Source organism: Leptothermofonsia sp. ETS-13 (assembly GCF_049200465.1).
In the GTDB taxonomy this organism is placed as follows: Bacteria; Cyanobacteriota; Cyanobacteriia; order Leptolyngbyales; family Leptolyngbyaceae; genus Leptothermofonsia.
The window spans coordinates 5,341,051-5,359,499 of record NZ_CP120836.1 but is presented as its reverse complement, the minus strand read 5'-3'; the positions used below and the strand labels follow the sequence as shown (position 1 = coordinate 5,359,499).

Sequence of the window (18,449 nt, the reverse complement as noted above, 5' to 3'; positions counted from 1 at the left end):
TGAGGCGAGGAATATTTCACGTTCAGACCAAACACTTACCAGGACTGATTGAAGACGAAATTATCGCCTTGCCTGATGACTCAGACAACGATATAAGTAATTGGACAAAATTAAATTGAAGATAGATTCGGGGGTGGAGGGGGTAGAACCCCTGCACCTCGTTCAAATTTCAAAAAGGACGCTATAGAAGAAATCTTTCAGAGCTCGCCTTCTACCCTCTGCCTTCTGCCTTTGATGCCTCTATGGAAGCACCGTTAGACATAACCTTGCAGATGATCCTGACGGTAGTTGCAGGGATTGGCGCACAGGTGCTAGCAGAGTTTCTCAAGCTTCCCGGCATTGTGCTTTTGCTGCTGTTTGGGGTGCTGTTGGGTCCCAGTGTGTCGGGTTTACTGAACCCCGATCGCCTAGGAGTGGGTTTAGAAGTCATTGTCTCCCTGCTGGTGGCTGTGATCTTATTTGAAGGCGGCTTTAATCTACAATTGCGTGATTTGGGCAGGGTTTCTGGCAGCTTGCGCAACCTGGTGACGGTTGGGACACTGATCACGCTGCTGGGTGGGGGAATGGCTGCCCACTGGTTGAGTGAGTTTCCCTGGGCGATCGCCTTTCTTTACGCTTCCCTGGTGGTGGTGACTGGTCCCACTGTGATCAATCCCCTGCTACGCCAGGTTAAGGTTGACCGGGAAGTCGCCACCCTACTGGAAGGGGAAGGAGTTTTGATCGATCCAGTAGGGGCAATTCTGGCCGTGGTGGTTCTCAACGTTCTGCTCAATGGAGATGCTGACCCCTTAAATGTTACAAGCGGGTTGATCCTGCGCCTTGGTATCGGTGGAGGGATTGGCGTAGCTGGGGGGTGGATGATGGGATTTATCCTTAAACGGGCAGCATTCCTTTCCGACGACTTGAAAACACTAGTAGTTTTAGCCGGTCTGTGGGGCTTCTATGGACTGGCGCAGATAATTCGCAGCGAATCTGGGCTGATGGCTGTGGTGGCAGCCGGGATTGTTTTGAGGGCTCTGGCCGTTCCGGGAGAACGCTTGCTCCGCCGATTCAAAGGACAGCTTACGATTCTGGCTGTCTCGGTTCTGTTTATTCTTCTGGCAGCAGATTTATCAATTCCGGGGGTGATTGCCCTCGGTTGGGGTGGATTATTCACTGTACTTGCCCTCATGTTTGTCGTGCGCCCAATTAATGTTTGGGTTTGTACCTGGAACAGCAACTTGAACTGGCGGCAAAAGCTGTTTTTATGTTGGATTTCGCCCAGAGGCATCGTTTCTGCATCGGTGGCTTCGTTGTTTGCCATCCTACTGACCCAGCGGGGTATCAGCGGCGGCGAGTCGATTAAAGCCCTGGTGTTTTTGACCATCATCACAACCGTTGTTTCTCAGGCGTTGACGGCTCAGAGCATCGCCAATCTGCTCCAGGTGAATCTCAAATCGGCAACAGGGGCGGTGATTGTGGGTTGTAACCCGCTTAGTCTAGTCGTGGCTCGCTTGTTTGCTGAACGGGGAGAGCCGGTGGCATTGATTGATACGGATCCAGAAGTTTTGCAACAGGCTGAGCAAGAAAATATTCGGGTGTTTATCAATAGCGCTCTAGATGTAGAAGTGTTGGAAGAAGCAGGGGTGGCAACTATGGGGACATTCCTGTCCATGACCAATAATGGAGAGGTTAACCTGGTGATTGCCCAACAGGCGGCTGAAGAATTTCGTCCTCCCCATGTGCTGGCGGTGTTTCCTGGTGATCCACAAAATGTCACTGTGAATCCTAAGCTCACGATTGGGCGGGCCTTTGCACCCCAAGTCTCGGTCAAAACCTGGAGTCAGTACATCAGTAATGGCTCGGTGAAGCTGGGAGAAACGGTTCTGCGCGAAGAGGACTTTGCGCAGCAGCAAGCCTATCTGCAAAAATTAATTGCAGAGGGGGTAATGGTGCCTTTGTTAATGGAGCGAAATGGTTGTCTCCAGGTAGTTTTGGCCGACGAGGTATGGCAGGAGGGCGATCGCCTCATTTACTTGAAACACGACTCCAAGCCCAAATTGCTGAAGTTGCTGTCCGGCTCTAGCCAAACGGAATTGAAGCCCGAAAAAATCCCTGAGGTGGAGAATGTCCTTCCACCCCAGGTTAGTTCTGAAACTGCTTTAGAGGAGGCCCGAACCGATTAGCCACCGCATTAGTATTGGGGTCACAATCAGAAGTGGTGGCAGGCTCCTGCTGGATTTCCCGTTCTTGCAACAGAAGTCCAGCCAGGTGAACGATCGCCAACCCCACTGCCGCCATCGCCAGGACATAGCTATGCAACGTGTACATATGGGCGACGGTTAGCGTACCCACAGCACCGCCTCCAGTCAGAATCTGTCGGAGGGACGAACCAATCAACGGAATCGCTTCAATTGTGCCCAGCTCTACCTTGAACCGCCAGAAGCCTATCTGAGACCAGTCCAGGATAATGGCAGTCCAGCTCAGAGCGATCGCCACCAGGGTAAACAAAATGCCACTGATCCACGCTGTCAGCCAGCTTGGGCGCAACCGCTCACCCAGAAACATGACCACAATCTGAATCAATGCCACCACAATTACTCCATTTCCGGCGATGTCGTGTAGAGTCCGGACGAGCCAGCCGTTTGTCACCTGGTCAGTTATCAGTTTTAAGGACTGGTAGGCTCCACCAGCCGCAGGCTCGTAATAAAACGCAAGCAGAATACCCGTAATGGCAGCGATGAGAGTGAGGGTAAGAAGCACCACTGCCAGAATCGTCGAAAGCCGTCGGAGAACAAAGGCCAGGTCTTTCATAGGCTGTATCCGCTGTTCAGATTATGTATTTTTGTAACTTAATCCCAACGAAATCTTAAGACTAAATCCAGATGGGCTATATAGCTCTACGCGGGTGCGTTAGGACGTTGGAATTAGAGAGGGAGTGGGGGCTGCGCCCCCAGCCAGGGGTGGAACCCCTGCACCCCGTCCTAACCATAATGACTACCGCTATATCAATTCCCGCCTCAATTGATTGATCGTAGGAACGTATGACCTTGCACCCGTACAGCTAATCGTTGTAGCCTGCTTTGGGGAGTTGGCGATCGGTTAGTTGAGCTTAAGCTGGGGCGTTTGAACTTGGGGTTAAAGATAGAGTGGTCGGCCCTGGCAACGGTGGGGTCTGATAGGAGGACTAGTCTCAACCTTTGGGTTCTTTTGTCAGACTTCTTAACTATCTCCAGGACAAAAAACTACAAAAGTTTTCCCTTCTTGCCATACAGTGTTCCTACGTGTGCATTTTCGTGACGCAAGCCGCACGTACTAGTTCTGGCATGGTTAAAAAACCAACTTTGAATCCTAATTGTTTCCGGTGGGAGGCCAGGTATGGATGTTAGTTTGATTCTTTCCAACATCCTGACTCCACCAGTCTTGTTTTTCTTTCTGGGGATGACTGCCATTTTTGTTAAATCAGATTTAGAAATTCCGCCCCCCATTCCTAAATTGTTCTCTCTCTACCTGCTGTTCGCGATCGGATTTAAGGGAGGGGTTGAACTTGTCAAAAGTGGGGTGACGCAAGAGGTCTTTTTGACCATGTTGGCTGCCATGCTGATGGCTTGTGCCGTACCAGTCTATACATTTTTTATCCTGCGCCTGAGGCTTGATCCCTACAATGCTGCGGCGATCGCAGCCACCTATGGGTCCATTAGCGCCGTCACTTTCATTACGGCCAGTTCGTTTTTACAGCAGCTCAATGTCAATTTCGACGGCTATATGGTGGCGGCGCTTGCCTTGATGGAGTCTCCGGCGATCATTGTGGGACTGATTCTGGTCAATCTGTTTACGGCTGATCGAAATAGCGATCGCGAATTCTCCTGGGGGGAGGTGTTGCGAGAAGCCTTTTTGAATGGGTCAGTGTTTTTGCTGGTTGGCAGCCTTGTCATTGGCGTACTGACTGGCGAACATGGCTGGCAGGTATTGTCGCCCTTTACCCAGGATATGTTTTATGGTGTTCTCACCTTTTTCTTGCTGGATATGGGACTAGTGGCGGCCAAAAGAATAAAAGATCTGGAAAAAACAGGCCCTTTTCTGATTTCCTTTGCCATTCTGATTCCAATCCTTAACGCCAGTATTGGGTTACTGATCGCCAGACTGATCAACATGCCCCAGGGCGATGCCCTACTGTTTTCGGTGCTGTGCGCAAGTGCGTCCTATATTGCTGTTCCAGCCGCCATGCGGTTAACCGTCCCTGAAGCGAACCCCAGCCTATATATTTCGACGGCCCTGGCTGTAACCTTTCCCTTCAATATCATTGTAGGTATACCGCTGTATCTATACGGCATTCATTTGCTGTGGAGCTAAAATCATGCATCCAGTCAAACGTATCGAAATCATTTCCGACTCTGTGGAGATGGGAAAAATTGTGGAAGCCTTAAAAAAGGCAGGAGTGACAAGCTACACCGTGATCCACAATGTCGAGAGCAAAGGCATCAAGGGCACTGTGTTCGATGATTCCTCCGTCACCATGCTGGACAATGCCTACGTTATTGCTTTTTGCCCACCCGAAAAGGCAAAGTCGGTTGTGGAAGTTGTGCGCCCAATTCTAAACAAGTTTGGTGGGTCCTGCTGGATCTCTGAGGTCATGGAGATTCGCTCGGTGAGATGTATCGCGTCAATGTAAGGGTTTGAGATTGTTATGAGTCAGGTTTATGGATTGATCGGTCGTCGGAATTTTTTGCGGCTCATGGGGGTAATGGGAAGTGGGATGATGGGAGCGATCGCGGGACTAACCTGGCACACCCATCCTGCCCACGCCGATGCAGGACTGAACCCAAATAGTGCCCTGCAACAGCTTTTAGCAGGCAACCAGCGCTTTGTCCGTCACAAGCCAGAATATCCCCATCAGTCGGCAAATCGCCTGCAAGAAGTGGCTTCTGCCCAACACCCCTTTGCCACGATTTTAAGCTGTGCCGATTCGCGAGTTCCCGTTGAGCTCATTTTCGATGCCGGGGTCGGCGATTTGTTCGATATTCGAGTGGCAGGAAATATCATAACGCCAGAAGTGTTGGGCAGTCTGGAGTACGCAGCAGCCTTACTCGGTACTCCCCTGATTATGGTACTGGGCCACGAACGTTGTGGAGCTGTCACCGCTGCTGTGCAAAATGAACTCCTTCCTGGCAGTATTGGCTCTCTGGTAAAGGCCATCAAACCTGCAGTTGGCAGAGTCAAAGAGACTGCGGACGACCGGATTGAATTAGCTGTGGTCGAAAATGTGCGCTACCAGATCGAACGAATGCAGCAGAAGTCACCTGTCCTGACTCAACTAATTGCAGCAGGCAAACTCAAAGTGGTTGGCGGACGCTATGACCTAGACACGGGGGAAGTGGCACTGGTTTGAGGATAGCAGGGGAATAGGAAGAAAAAAGAGGAAAGAAAAAAGAGGAAAAAGGCTAGAAGACGAAAGATGTGAAGGAATGATAGAGCAATAAAGCTTTACCTCTTCTCTTCTTCACTTCATCATTTCTTTCCCTCATTTTTCCGTATTAGCTTTTCGGTTATAACTATAGCTACTAGGTTTAGGACAGGGTACAGGGGTTCCCCCCTGGCTGGGGACTGCGCTCCACACCCCATACCCCCTTAAAACCAATGCCCTGAGCAACCTAGCGATGGCTATACTTTATTTCAGATAACCGACCCAGCGTTCAACCATTTCAGGCGAACCGTACCACAGTCCTGACTTAGGCGAGTGTCGGGCGTTTTCCAGAACCAGGTTCTCGGCTCGTTCCAGATGGGCAGCAGCGATTGGGGTGATGCCATCTCCCCAGCAATTGCCTTGCCCACAGGTTAGTTTGTAGCTGCTATAAGCGAGCCAGGTTTTGAAGCGATCGCCATACACCGCTTTTCCCGCTACGCAGACGTAGCGCACCTCTGGGTAAAACGCCCCTGGGTAGCTGAGGTTAACAAAATCCAGGTTTTTGCGAGTCCACCGTTCCAGACTAGTGTGGGGAGTGCCGAGGGTAATCAGCGTCGCAACAGACGAGCGGGCATTCCAGACACAGTCCTCAGTGTCCCCCGGATGAATACAGTAGGGCTTTTCTCCCAGGTAAATGCGGGACAGCCACCCTCCTGCTGAATGTCCAACCAGATTGACTTTGGTAGCTCCATACTGTTGGAGAACCTGTTTTACCGTGGCATCGAGCGATCGCAAAATTGGCGTCACCGACCGCCCCCCCAACGTCTGCAACCAGTCATGCCAGCGGATTGGTACCACGAACGCAACAATCCCCTTCGCTTTTAAAGTCTGTTCCAGTGCGCCATATTCCGCTGCCCCGGCCAGGTAACCCGGCAAAATAACCGTTGGAAATGCCATACCTGTTGGTTGAAGTAACAAATTATTAAATCCACCCTCTTAATCTACAGCAAGACGGGGAAGGGGTTGTTGGTTGTTATAGCTTATAGCCACCAGGTTTAGGACAGGTTGCAGGGGTGGAATCCCTGGCTGGGGACGCAGCCCCCAACCCCCTTAAAACCAAGGTCCTATGCAAGTTGGCGACAGCTATAGTTGTTAGTGAGGTATGAGGATCGAGGGGTCAGGGGTGAGGGAGTGATCGGGTAATGGGGCGATCGGGTGAGGTTTCTTTACTCCATCATTCCACTACTCCATTACTTCCCATCCCTCCACCCCTCTCCCCCTGCGATAAAATCAAAGGTCTGAAACCTCAAATCTTTCTATCGTGCCAGTTGGGACTCTTTACGGCATTAGCGTCGGTCCAGGTGATCCAGAACTGCTAACTCTCAAAGGGTTGCGTCTACTTAAGCAATCTCCTGTTGTGGCATTTCCTGCCGGAGTGAGAGGCCAACCGGGGATTGCTCAACAAATCATTACTAAATGGTTACGGCAAGAGCAAGTTCTGCTACCCCTCACCTTTCCCTACATACAGGATGACCATTTGCTGATGCAAGCCTGGAAAGCCGCTGCTGGGCAGGTATGGCATTACCTGAGCCAGGGAGCAGATGTTGCCTTTGCCTGCGAGGGGGATGTGGGCTTCTACAGCACCTTCACTTACCTGGCGCAAACCCTTCAGCACCTGTATCCCCCTGCGGAAATCCAGATTGTTCCCGGTGTCAGTTCTCCCCTGGCAGCCGCAGCTGTACTGGGATTACCACTTACTCTACGGCATCAACGGTTAGTGATTTTGCCCGCCCTTTACACGGCAACAGACCTGAAGAATGTCCTGCGGTGGGCAGAGGTCGTCGTACTGTTAAAAGTCAGTTCTGTTTATCGACAGGTTTGGGACGTTTTACACGAACTTGAGCTATTGGAACACAGCTATGTAGTGGAACGGGCAACCCAACCTGGGCAGGTAATTCATCACGATTTAGTAAATAAACCCAATCTGGCTCTGCCCTATTTTTCTCTGTTAGTCGTACAGGCAGAAAGTCCTGACCGGTAATTCCCAATTTATATTAAAAAGAATTAAAAAGATTTATGTCATGATGCTGTGAAGATTCATGACGAAAAGTTTGTGTATCTTGTTACAATACTTTCTGATGGGGGATTACTCTGATTAGTAGCCCGCTGCAAGTTTGGGAACGCGCAGTTGGGGTTCCTCCAATATGAGAGAACAACGTATTGACTTCAATCAGGCCAGCTTTTGAGCTGGTCTTTATTTTTGATTTTTCTCCGCGCTTTTATAGCTGTCGCCAGGTTGCTTAGGAATGAGAGCTAAATAACTCCGAAAACCTCACCCCGCCTTTGGCACCCTGCTCCAAGTCGGAGTGGGGAAGGGGGAGAGGTCAGTTCACTTAAAGAATGCAGTGTTATTGAATCCATGATCCTTAGGACATTGGCGTTAAGGGGGGTTGGGGGCTGTGCCGCCAGTCAGGAGTTTCACCTCTGCCCCTGGTCCTATAGCGGTAGTCATTATGGTTAGGACGGGGTGCAGGGGTAGAACCCTTGGCTGGGGGCAAAGCCCCTACTCCCTCTCTAATTCCAATGTCCTAACGCACCCGCGTAGAGCTATAAGCCTGGTGGCTATCTATAAATCCTGGCTCCGTTAAAAGAGTTAATGGAGGCAACAGACGACAGGCAGCAGGCAAAAGGGTGGATGCGTAGATGAGTTCTGAGTTGTACCTGATCCCTAGCCCCGGTCCCCGGTCCCCAACTCCCGACTCCTGACTTCTTCTTTCTTCTTCTTCCTGGCCTCTTTCCTTAAGTGAGGACTAGAATGAGATCCGTTCTTAATATAGAATGATAATCGTTCTCGTAAGAATCGTTCTCGTAAAATTTTGTCCTCCACTTTTGGAAGAAAAAGTATGGTGCGCCTTGACCTGCGACGATTTGTGATTGCTTCGCTGCTGCTGCCGTTAATAGCAGCTAATGGATGCAGTTTTACGAAGACGGCTGCAACTTCGGATTCGCCATTGGCTACCCAAACGGATGCTTCATTGGGAAAGCAAATCAAGGTGATAGCAACCTTTCTGCCGGTTTATCTTTTTACTAAGGCAGTCGCGGGGGATGCGGCAGACGTGGATATTTTGATCAAGCCGGGAACAGAGGTGCATGAATACCAGTCTACTCCGGCAGATGTGCAGGCGATTGCCCAGGCGGATGTGGTGGTCAAAAATGGATTGGGCATCGAAGAATTTTTGGAGGACACGATCAAGAGTACTGAAAATCCAAAGCTGAAAGTTATCGATGCCAGTGCAGGGATTGAGCCAATTGAGGAAATTTCGCCAACCGTTGCAGCGGGGGGCGAGAAAGGCAGCAATCATGATCATGACCATGATCACGCTGATGAGAAAGGGCAGGGGCACGATGCGACCAAAGAGAAGGACAACGAAAAAGCAAATGCCCATGTCCATACCGGGGGAAATCCTCATGTCTGGCTTGACCCGATATTAGCCAAAAAACAGGTTGAAAATATTCGAGATGGCCTGGTTGCAGCGGATCCAGCTAATGAGCCAGCTTACAAGGCTAATGCTGCCGCCTACATCCAAAAGCTTTCCGATCTCAATAACCAGTTTGAACAGACCTTGAAACCTTATCGCAACCGGACCTTCATTACGTTCCATGATGCCTTTCCCTACCTGGCAAAACGTTACCAGCTCAAACAAGAGGCGGTCGTAGCAATTCCTGAAGATCAACTTTCTCCCAATGATGTGCAGGAAACGATTTCGACTGTAAAGCAGTTCAATGTCAAAGCTCTTTTTAGCGAGCCAGGTGTTGACAACAAGCTATTAACAGGGATCTCTAAGGATCTGGGGTTAAAGGTATATCTGCTCGACTCCTTAGAGTCTGGGCAATTGGACCCTAATTACTATTTCACGACGATGCAGTCGAACTTAAAGACTTTAGAAATGGCGTTCAAGTAGTATGAGCGCATATTCAATCAATGTGGATCAAGAAAAAACTCCCGTGGTGAAGGTGCAGAATTTAACTGTGCGGCGGGGACAGTATGTGGCTGTGCAGAATGTTTCGTTTGAGTTGTATCCCGGAACTTCAACGGCGATCGTAGGTCCTAATGGTTCCGGCAAAAGTACTCTGGTTCAGGCGATGCTGGATTTGATTCCCCGTGCAGCAGGGACGGTTGAAATTTTTGGTCGCCCGATCGCCCGCCTTGGAAATCTGCGCCAGCAAATCGGCTATATGCCACAAAATTTCATCTTTGACCGGGGATTTCCCATCTCGGTGAGCGAACTGGTGGGATTGGGTTGGACGAGTCAGAGGTCAGGGCACAAGCGACAATTCTTCCTATCCCCTTCGGACTCATTAGCGCTTGCCTTCCCCTGGCGACCGGATTCAGAAAAAGCAGAGGCTGTTAACCAGGCTCTGCAACGGGTCAATGCTTACCATCTGCGGCGGCAGGCGATTGGTACTTTGAGCGGTGGAGAACTGAAACGAGTGCTGTTGGCCTATTGCCTTGTTGTGCCCCGTCGGTTGCTGGTGCTGGATGAGGCATTCGCTGAGGTGGATATGCAGGGCGAAGCAGAGTTTTACAACCTGTTGCGGTCGCTCATGCTAGAAGAAGGCTGGACGTTACTGCAAGTCTCCCACGACCTCGACATGGTTAGCCGCACCTGTGATCAGGTTCTCTGCCTGAACCGCTCTCTCATTTGCTCCGGTCGCCCCAAATTTGCCCTTTCTCCCCAAAACCTTTTAATAACCTACGGTCCAGCCTTCGGGCGGTATTATCATCAGCATTAAAGAAAAGTTTTGAGTTTTGATGGAGGTCACAGATAACAGGCAAAGGGGTGGAGGGGTGGATGAGTAGGTGAGTTTTGAGTTCTGAGTAGCTCCCGATAACTGCGGAACCCCCTGCCTCCTGCCTCCTAACTCCTACCTCCTGCCTCCTACCTCCTTGCTCCTTCTTCCCATGCAAACAACCGATCTATTTTCCCTCCTCCAATTTCCTTTTATGCAACGGGCGATCGCAGCGGGTGTTCTGATGGGGTTGCTTTGTGGGTTGCTGGGGAGTTTTGTGACGCTTAGACAACTGTCGTTTTTTAGTCATGCGGTAGGGCATGCGGCACTGGTTGGAATTGCAATGGGAGTGCTGCTCAACCTGGAACCTACCTGGATGCTGTTGCCATTTACCCTGCTATTTGGATTGGCGGTCCTGTACTTGATTGATCATACGGATCTGTGGAGTGACAGTATTCTCAACATCGTGCTATCAGGGGCGCTGGCGATCGGTGTTATCCTGGCAAGTTTTATCCAGAGCTATCGGGGAAACCTGATGGGAGTGCTGTTTGGTGATATTCTGGCCGTCAATTGGACAGATCTGGTGTTGACATCCCTGCTACTGTTGATAAGCGGAATCATTCTCTTTTCAACCCTTCGGCAGCAAATTCTGCTCACCCTGAATCAGGCTGTCGCAAAGGTGCAGGGCGTTTCGGTCGAGTTTCACCGCTACTTGTTTGTGGTGTTGCTGTCCTTGACTGTGGCCGTTTCAATTAAGGCAGTGGGAATTTTGCTGGTCAACGCCTTTCTGGTGATTCCAGCTGCAACCGCAAAATTACTTAGCCAGCAGTTTTCCCCCTATCTGGCCATTTCCATGTTGCTGGGTGCGTTCAGCAGTATTGTTGGAATGGGAGTGTCTGGGGTGTTTAATTTTCCCTCTGGTCCCAGTATTGTTGTGGTACAGTTTGTTCTATTTTTGCTGGTTGTGGTTTGGGTAAAAATCAAGCCATCTTCCTGGTTGCTATCCTGATGCATCCCTGATAGGCCTGATCACATAATTAGCAAAGTCAGGGGCTCTTTTGTCGGTGAATGTTCCTAGCTCTGTAACAGTTTTTAGCGGTTGTTGGAAAAGTGCATGATATAGCTGTCGCTAAGTTGCTTAGGGCATTGGTTTTAAGGAGGGTTGGGGGTTGCGCCCCCCAGCCAGGGTTTCCCCCCCTTGCACCCTGCTCTAAACCTGGTAACCATAGCTGCAGTGAAAACTGCGACGACTTTTCCTATCTTTTCCTATCTAAATAGGTTTGCTATATACTGCTGTCGGTTGGTTCATCTAAACCAATGGGTGTGAGATGTGACTTGGAGTGGACGATCGCGGAGTATCTCTATCGAGGGCTCACCGCTTGCTGATTTAAAAATTGCGCTGGTTCATGAGTGGCTAACGCCAAAGGCGACAGGCGGCTCAGAGCTGGTAGTGCAGGAAATTCTCAAATGGGTTGATGCCGATCTCTACGCTTTGATTGATTTTGAATCGACCAATCCAGAGAGTTACCTGTTTAAGCGCAAAATTGGCACTACTTTTTTGCAGCACTTTCCGTGGGCGCAGAACGGAGTCCAGAAGTATTTGCCGTTTCTGCCGCTGGCGATCGAGCAGCTCAATCTGAGGGGCTATGACATTATTCTCTCTTCATCTCATGCAGTTGCTAAGGGAGTTTTAACAGGTCCCCAGCAACTACACATCTGCTATTGCCATGCTCCCATGCGCTATGCCTGGGATCTCACCTTCGACTACCTGCAAAGCAGCCACATGGGGCGGGGAATTGTAGGGCTGTTGACGCGCTACCTTTTGCACCGCCTGCGCCAGTGGGATGTTCTTTCTGCTAACCGGGTCGATTACTTCATTGCCAATTCTAAGAGTACGGCCCGTCGCATCTGGCGGTGTTACCGTCGCCCGGCTGAGGTAATTTATCCACCCGTAGACACCGATCGTTTTTCGTTTCAAGCCCAGAAGCAAGATTTTTACCTCACCGTATCGCGGTTGGTTAGTTATAAAAAGATTTCTCTGATTGTCCAGGCATTCAATCAGTTAGGACGCCCATTAGTTGTGATTGGGGAGGGTCCTGAATTGAAACAAATTCGCCAACTGGCTCGACCTAATATTCAAATCTTGGGGTGGCAGCCTGATGATGTGGTGGAACAGTATATGGCTCAGGCAAAGGGATTTGTTTATGCTGCTTTTGAAGATTTTGGAATTGCTCCAGTGGAGGCTCAGGCATGCGGCACACCCGTGATTGCCTATGGTGCTGGGGGCACCTTAGAAACGGTTCTGGATGTGCGAGAATACGGCGAAAAAGGAACTGGGGTACTGTTCAGTCAACAGACAGAAATTGCGCTAATTGAGGCGATAAAAACTTTTGAACAGTATCAGAAAGTACTGAATCTGGAGTGGGTGCGATTGCATGCCCTCTCCTTTCGTCCCGCAATTTTTCAAGAACGTTATCTTTCATTCCTGAACCGTTGCTATCAGGAGTTCCGGCAAACAAATTCAGGCTAGGAATTCCTGGGCGTTTGACCCCTTCCCAATGAAAATTTTGTCCAAATTGGAATCAAATTCTGCGTAGAAGGGGTCAGTGGCTTTATGATGAGGACTGTGTGGTGTGGATGTGAAGGAGTAAGATGACTGCCGAAAGCCAACTCATCTCCGGCAAAACCCTTCGTGCATTTATCAGACGCGGACTGATTTCCTCTCTTATAAATGTTTTGGACGGAGAATTTTTCAAGCGGCTGTTTGATGTTTTGTTTTCCTTGACTGTTCTAATCGTCTTTTCTCCCGTTTATCTGCTGCTAATGCTGCTGATTGCTTTAAGTTCTCCTGGTCCCGTTTTTTATGTTCAGGAACGGGTAGGAAGGGATTTCAAACCCTTTGGCTGCATTAAATTCAGAACAATGGTTCAGAACGCGGATGAGGTTTTATCCGAAATTATGGAAACTTCACCTCGTCTCCGTCGCGAGTTTCAGACGAATTTCAAGTTAAGGCGTGATCCGCGCGTAACGTGGATAGGTCGTTTTTTGCGCATTACCAGCCTGGACGAATTTCCCCAGTTCCTGAATGTACTGAAGGGAGATATGAGCGTGGTAGGTCCCCGGCCCGTGGTTCTGGAAGAGCTGGAACGGTATGGCAAGCATGCTGACCGGGTATTCAGCATTCGACCGGGGATTACAGGACTCTGGCAGGTGTCTGGGCGGAATGATATTCCCTATCCCAGGCGGGTTCAAATTGATGTTTATTACGTCAATTTCCGCAGTTTTGTGATGGATCTTTGGATTATCTTCAAAACGATTGGGGTTGTTATCTTCCCGAAGGATAACGGCGCTTATTGAGTCTGTTGGAGGCTGTGCGTATCGCTTTTCTGTTCTACGCTGTCCATTAACCTCTGTTCAATCAACCTCTGGATAGTACCCCCCTTACGCTCTCAAAGGTGGCGTCGGCCAAGGGAGTAATTGCTCTTATGAGGACTCCTGCGAGCCTTGTTCAATCCTTTCATCAACTGTTGAGCCCCAAACGGCTCGCAATTCTTGAAGCAGCACTGATTGGTCTAGTGGCTGCGATCGCCGCCGTCACGCTAAAGCAGGGCGTGTACTGGCTGGGGGAGTGGCGGCTACGAGAAACGTTTATCGTACCTGTCTGGTTGCTGTTGCCAGGGGTGGGTCTGGCTGGGGGGAGCCTGGCGGGTTTTCTGGTTGAGCATACAGCTCCAGAAGCGTCTGGTAGTGGCGTTCCCCAAGTAAAAGCAGCCCTCGCCCATGTACCCATTGCCCTCAACCTGCGAGTGGCCCTGGTTAAGATGGTTAGCACCCTGCTCACTCTGAGCAGCGGTTTTGTCCTGGGGCGACAGGGACCCACAGTGCAGATTGGGGCGGCTCTGGCAGCTCAGCTCAGCCGTTGGGTACCTGCTTCCCCAGACCACCAGCGGCAATTGCTGGCAGCGGGCGCAGCAGCGGGCTTAGCGGCTGGTTTTGATGCCCCCATTGCCGGGGTCATGTTTGTGATTGAAGAGCTACTCCAGGATGTCTCCAGCCTGACCCTGGGTACCGCCATTCTGGCGTCGTTTACGGGCGGAGTCATTTCCCGCGTTTTGGGTGGACCAAGCTTAAAGCTGGGTTTCAACCCCCTGGCCCATCAGACAGTGTTCTCTCCCCAGCAAATTCCCTTCCTGCTCCTACTAGGCATTCTGGCTGGGGTCTTTGCAGCTCTGTTTAATCGGGGAATTCTCGCCACCCTGCGCTTCAGTCGGCAGCGAGTGCGCCTCGGTTTGCCGATGAAAATTGGTCTGGCCGGGCTCATTTCGGGCTTAACCGCCGCCTTGCTGCCAGCGGTATTCCGGGACACTACTAACCTGCAAGTCTTCCTGACCATGGGCACTGCAAGCTGGCAAATGACGGTGGGTACTTTTGTGTTTCAGTTCATTCTCACCCTGGTCGCTTGCAGTGCCGAAACACCCGGAGGGTTGTTTATCCCCAGCCTGATTTTGGGAGCGGCGTTGGGACATCTGGTTGGGATGGCAGAGAATACGCTGCTGGCAGGTCAGGGGCAGCCGGTGCTATATGCCTTAACCGGTATGGGGGCGTTTTTTGGTGCGGTGGGTAAGGTTCCGGTGACGGCGATCGTCATCGTGTTTGAAATGACCACCAACTTCAACCTGGTGCTGCCCTTAATGATTGGCTCGGTGACGGCTTATCTGGTGGCGGAGCGATTTGCTCCCGGTTCCCTCTATACCCATCTGTTAGAGCTGAAGGGGATTCACCTGGAACTGGAAGCGATGGGAGATGGGTTGTGGGCCAGGTTAACAGCGGCGGAGGTGATGGAGAAAAACGTCGAAACGTTGACCAGCCAAATGACACTGGATGAGGTGTTCCAGGCGTTTTCGCGATCGCATCATCGAGGCTTTCCTGTGGTGGATGAGGGGCGGCTGGTAGGCATTGTCACTCAATCCGATTTAGACAAGGTGGCCCAGCAAAAGCTTTCTGGGAATGCCCTGCTGAAAGAAATCATGACGCCACGCCCGATTACCGTCAATCCAGGGGATACCTTGAGTCAGGTACTCTACCTGCTGTCGCGCTATAAGCTGTCACGGTTGCCTGTCGTGGATCGTCGCAAGCTGGTGGGGATCATTACCCGTAGCGACATCCTACGAGTAGAGTCAGACAAGCTGCGGGGTGGACCTGACCGGGTGAAACCGCGAGCAGAACCGTCCTATGTGGTTTACCAGACGCGATCGCCCGCCACCGGGCGGGGAAAACTGCTGCTGCCACTCAGCAATCCTCAAACGGCGCAGGGGTTGTTAAAGCTGGCTCTGGCAATTGCCCGTGAGCGTAACTACGAAGTGGAATGTTTACAGGTGATTCCGGTGCCACGCCATGGTTCTCCGGCTGAGGCCACTGTAAATACGACAACCAGCCGTCGCCTTTTAGCCCAGGCTGCCAAGCAGGCAAAGGTCTGGAAGATTCCCGTTCATACCCAAATTCGGACCACCCACAGTATTTCCCAGGCCATTTTGGAAGCCATTCAGGATTGCCATGCGGATTTACTGCTAATGGGCTGGAAAGGCCGTACATCTACGCCTGGTCGTATCTTTGGTGATGTGGTCGATACCATCATTCGAGAAGCCAGGTGCGATGTGATTCTGGTCAAAATGGGGAAGGGGTTTGCAGCAATGCAGGAAAATAACAGCACTCCAGGTCAGGCTTCAATCCACGCCCTGTTACACCTGATGCAGCTCAAACGTTGGCTGATACCCGTTGCAGGGGGACCCAATTCTCGATACGCGATTACTCTGTTACCAGCTCTGGTTTCCCTCACCCAAAATCCGGATATTTGTTTGTGTCAGGTTTTCCACCCTTCCGATCAAACCCACGACACCCGCATTCTAGAACAGGACGCCGCCTTTTTGCGCCAACGCCTTCAAAAACCAGTCACGACGGTTCCAGTCTGTGCCGATTCCGTTTCAGAAGCGGTCATCGATATGGCGCAGAAAGACCAGTGTGATGTTATTGTGCTGGGAGCCAGTCGGGAAGGCATGCTGCAACAGGCGATTCACGGAAATTTGCCCGAAGCGATTGCCCGCCACTCTAAATGCACCGTCATCCTAGTACGGAAAGCAGTTTCCTGACAAGCAACATGGACGCTTAGTTATAGCTTTCGCCAGGTTGCTTAAGACACAGGTTGCTTAAGACATTGGTTTTAAGGGGGTGTGGGGGCTGCGCCCCAGCCATGGGTGCCACCCCACTTTCAGCCTGGTGGCGATCGCGATAATCAGTTCATGATTGGACTGCCGTGGTGATGCACCAGGTACCACTTCTGCGCCATGCACTCAAATACATTCGTGGCAATTGAAAGGGCTTTTACTCGCCTGCCACCGCTCCCAACCTGAAGCACATTTTCGATCAGAACCACGTAGGCGAGATCCCCATTAACCTGAGTGCTAATGATTTCTACATCAATTTCTAGATAGTTGGTGTTGCGAAAAATCTTTTCCCAGGAGGAGCGAATTGCATCCCATCCGCGAACGGCATTTCTTCCAGGATGGATACACAAACTACCGATCCCGTGGGACCAAACCGCAGCCATCGCTTCAATGTCCCTTTTCTCAAATGCTTGATAAAATGCTTCGTTCGCAGTAACTACAGCTTGTTCAGGAGTCATTTGGGATCTAACCATTTTCAAATACACAAACCACACTTTAACTCCTTCTGGTTTTTAAACTGTTTAACTCCTTCTGGTCTTTAAACTGCTGAAGGCTACAGACAAAAGGGTAGATGGGTAGATGGGTAAAGGAATTACTCCTCCCCTCATCCCCCCATCCCTTCCCAGATCGCAACAGAACGTAATGAAATCGGCGAGTAGTCAGGTAACAGAACGTTTTAGACTTTTAAGAAGCGATGAAGCGATGCTCTGAAACAGGTTAAGCCGCAGGGCATGGCAATCCTGTTAGTGGGCGATTTAGCCATTTTGTGAACCGATCGCTGCTATCCGAATCCTTAACACCTTTACAATTTTTAGCCCTTTAGCAACACTATGTTTCCAACTCACCGTCCCCGTCGTCTCCGCAACCATCCGCAGCTTCGCCGGATGGTGCGCGAAACTATTTTGACGACCAGTGATCTGATCTACCCGTTGTTTGCTGTTCCAGGTCAGGGGATTGCGAATGAAGTGCGATCAATGCCGGGTGTGTTTCAACTTTCGGTGGACAAAATCGTTGAGGAAGCCAGGGAAGTTTATGACCTGGGTATCCCGGCCATTATTCTGTTTGGCATCCCGGAAGATAAAGATACGGATGCAACAGGCGCTTGGCACGATTGTGGTATTGTACAAAAGGCAGCCACAGCCGTGAAGGAATCCGTTCCAGACCTGGTTATTATTACGGATACCTGCCTCTGTGAATATACCTCCCACGGTCACTGTGGCTATCTGGAGGTGGGCGATTTGACCGGGCGTGTGTTGAATGACCCCACGCTAGAATTGCTGAAGAAGACAGCGGTTTCCCAGGCAAAAGCGGGAGCTGATATTATTGCACCATCGGGCATGATGGATGGATTTGTGCAAGCTATTCGGGAAGGGTTAGATGCCGCCGGGTTCCAGGACACCCCGATTCTGTCCTACGCGGCGAAGTATGCCTCATCTTACTATGGTCCATTCCGAGATGCGGCAGAATCTGCGCCCCAGTTTGGCGATCGCCGCACCTATCAAATGGATCCCGGAAACAGCCGCGAAGCGATTAAGGAAATTGAACTGGATCTTGCTGAAGGGGCCGACATGCTAATGGTAAAACCTGCTTTGGCCTACATGGACATCATCTGGCAGGTGAAGCAAGCGTCCAATGTGCCCGTTGCTGCCTATAACGTCTCTGGCGAGTACTCGATGATCAAAGCCGCTGCCCTCAACGGTTGGGTTGACGAAGAACGGATCGTCATAGAAACCCTGACCAGCTTCAAGCGGGCAGGTGCAGACCTGATCCTGACCTATCACGCTAAGGATGCTGCTCGCTGGCTCGGCGCATAAGTTTTTCGTCAGGATGCTCTACAAAAAACAAAGGGGGCGATGCCTCCTTTGTTTTTTGTAGATGGGTGGAGGGGTAGATGGGTAGAGGGGTGGATGAGGGATAGGGTGATTGTTCTTTATCGCTGTCGCTAGGTTGCTTAAGACATTGGCTTTAAAGGGGTGTGGGGGCTTCCAGCCAGGGGTTCTACCCCTGCACCCTGTCCTCAGCCTGGTGGCTATAGCTATACATTCAGTATTCCA

The 18,449-nt window shown here is 50.8% G+C and carries 15 protein-coding genes; 12 read left to right on the top strand and 3 right to left on the bottom strand.

Going from position 1 to position 18,449, the window contains the following annotated elements; genetic code table 11:
- Window positions 1-242 precede the first annotated feature (242 nt).
- Window positions 243-2,165, top strand: a complete 1,923-nt coding sequence (locus P4D80_RS24415) for a cation:proton antiporter (protein WP_421656646.1) — start codon at window positions 243-245, stop codon at window positions 2,163-2,165.
- On the opposite strand, the gene P4D80_RS24410 is transcribed toward P4D80_RS24415, so the two are convergent.
- Window positions 2,125-2,793: a cytochrome b N-terminal domain-containing protein gene (locus tag P4D80_RS24410; RefSeq protein WP_421656645.1), complete on the bottom strand. Its 669-nt coding sequence runs from the start codon at window positions 2,791-2,793 to the stop codon at window positions 2,125-2,127. The two genes, P4D80_RS24415 and P4D80_RS24410, sit on opposite strands and share 41 nt — an antisense overlap.
- A 564-nt stretch (window positions 2,794-3,357) precedes the next feature.
- On the opposite strand from P4D80_RS24410, the gene P4D80_RS24405 reads away from it, so the two are divergent.
- The 3 genes from P4D80_RS24405 to P4D80_RS24395 are packed head-to-tail and all read left to right on the top strand — an operon-like array spanning window position 3,358 to window position 5,368.
- A complete protein-coding gene (locus P4D80_RS24405; RefSeq protein WP_421656644.1) occupies window positions 3,358-4,332 on the top strand; it encodes a sodium-dependent bicarbonate transport family permease in 975 nt (324 codons plus the stop codon).
- Between the two features lie 4 nt (window positions 4,333-4,336).
- Window positions 4,337-4,651, top strand: a complete 315-nt coding sequence (locus P4D80_RS24400; protein ID WP_421656643.1) for a P-II family nitrogen regulator — start codon at window positions 4,337-4,339, stop codon at window positions 4,649-4,651.
- Between the two features lie 15 nt (window positions 4,652-4,666).
- Window positions 4,667-5,368: a carbonic anhydrase gene (locus P4D80_RS24395; RefSeq protein WP_421656642.1), complete on the top strand. Its 702-nt coding sequence runs from the start codon at window positions 4,667-4,669 to the stop codon at window positions 5,366-5,368.
- Between the two features lie 279 nt (window positions 5,369-5,647).
- Here the strand turns inward: P4D80_RS24395 and P4D80_RS24390 are convergent, their stop codons facing one another.
- Complete coding sequence (locus tag P4D80_RS24390) at window positions 5,648-6,361, bottom strand: lipase family alpha/beta hydrolase (RefSeq protein ID WP_421656641.1); 714 nt, start codon at window positions 6,359-6,361, stop codon at window positions 5,648-5,650.
- Between the two features lie 343 nt (window positions 6,362-6,704).
- Between P4D80_RS24390 and P4D80_RS24385 the strand changes: the two genes are divergently transcribed.
- From P4D80_RS24385 to P4D80_RS24355, 7 genes are all read left to right on the top strand, one after another.
- Window positions 6,705-7,424 carry a precorrin-2 C(20)-methyltransferase gene (locus P4D80_RS24385; protein ID WP_421656640.1) on the top strand — a complete coding sequence of 240 codons (720 nt, stop codon included), beginning with the start codon at window positions 6,705-6,707 and terminating at the stop codon, window positions 7,422-7,424.
- An 862-nt stretch (window positions 7,425-8,286) separates the two neighbouring features.
- Window positions 8,287-9,345 carry a metal ABC transporter solute-binding protein, Zn/Mn family gene (locus P4D80_RS24380; RefSeq protein WP_421656639.1) on the top strand — a complete coding sequence of 353 codons (1,059 nt, stop codon included), beginning with the start codon at window positions 8,287-8,289 and terminating at the stop codon, window positions 9,343-9,345.
- Between the two features lies 1 nt (window position 9,346).
- Window positions 9,347-10,177, top strand: a complete 831-nt coding sequence (locus P4D80_RS24375; protein WP_421656638.1) for a metal ABC transporter ATP-binding protein — start codon at window positions 9,347-9,349, stop codon at window positions 10,175-10,177.
- Window positions 10,178-10,346: 169 nt separating this feature from the next.
- The gene (locus P4D80_RS24370) at window positions 10,347-11,183 is read left to right on the top strand and encodes a metal ABC transporter permease (RefSeq protein ID WP_421656637.1); all 837 of its coding nucleotides are present in this window, start codon (window positions 10,347-10,349) and stop codon (window positions 11,181-11,183) included.
- A gap of 321 nt (window positions 11,184-11,504) precedes the next feature.
- Complete coding sequence (locus P4D80_RS24365) at window positions 11,505-12,704, top strand: glycosyltransferase (protein ID WP_421656636.1); 1,200 nt, start codon at window positions 11,505-11,507, stop codon at window positions 12,702-12,704.
- 122 nt (window positions 12,705-12,826) lie between these two features.
- Entirely contained in the window at window positions 12,827-13,531 is a 705-nt protein-coding gene (locus P4D80_RS24360) for a sugar transferase (RefSeq protein WP_421656635.1), read from the top strand.
- 128 nt (window positions 13,532-13,659) lie between these two features.
- Window positions 13,660-16,320 carry a chloride channel protein gene (locus tag P4D80_RS24355; RefSeq protein ID WP_421656634.1) on the top strand — a complete coding sequence of 887 codons (2,661 nt, stop codon included), beginning with the start codon at window positions 13,660-13,662 and terminating at the stop codon, window positions 16,318-16,320.
- 143 nt (window positions 16,321-16,463) lie between these two features.
- On the opposite strand, the gene P4D80_RS24350 is transcribed toward P4D80_RS24355, so the two are convergent.
- On the bottom strand, window positions 16,464-16,853 hold the full coding sequence (locus P4D80_RS24350) for a nuclear transport factor 2 family protein (protein WP_421656633.1): 390 nt from the start codon (window positions 16,851-16,853) through the stop codon (window positions 16,464-16,466).
- 372 nt (window positions 16,854-17,225) lie between these two features.
- On the opposite strand from P4D80_RS24350, the gene hemB reads away from it, so the two are divergent.
- On the top strand, window positions 17,226-18,209 hold the full coding sequence (hemB, locus tag P4D80_RS24345) for a porphobilinogen synthase (protein WP_421656632.1): 984 nt from the start codon (window positions 17,226-17,228) through the stop codon (window positions 18,207-18,209).
- Window positions 18,210-18,449: the final 240 nt, after the last annotated feature.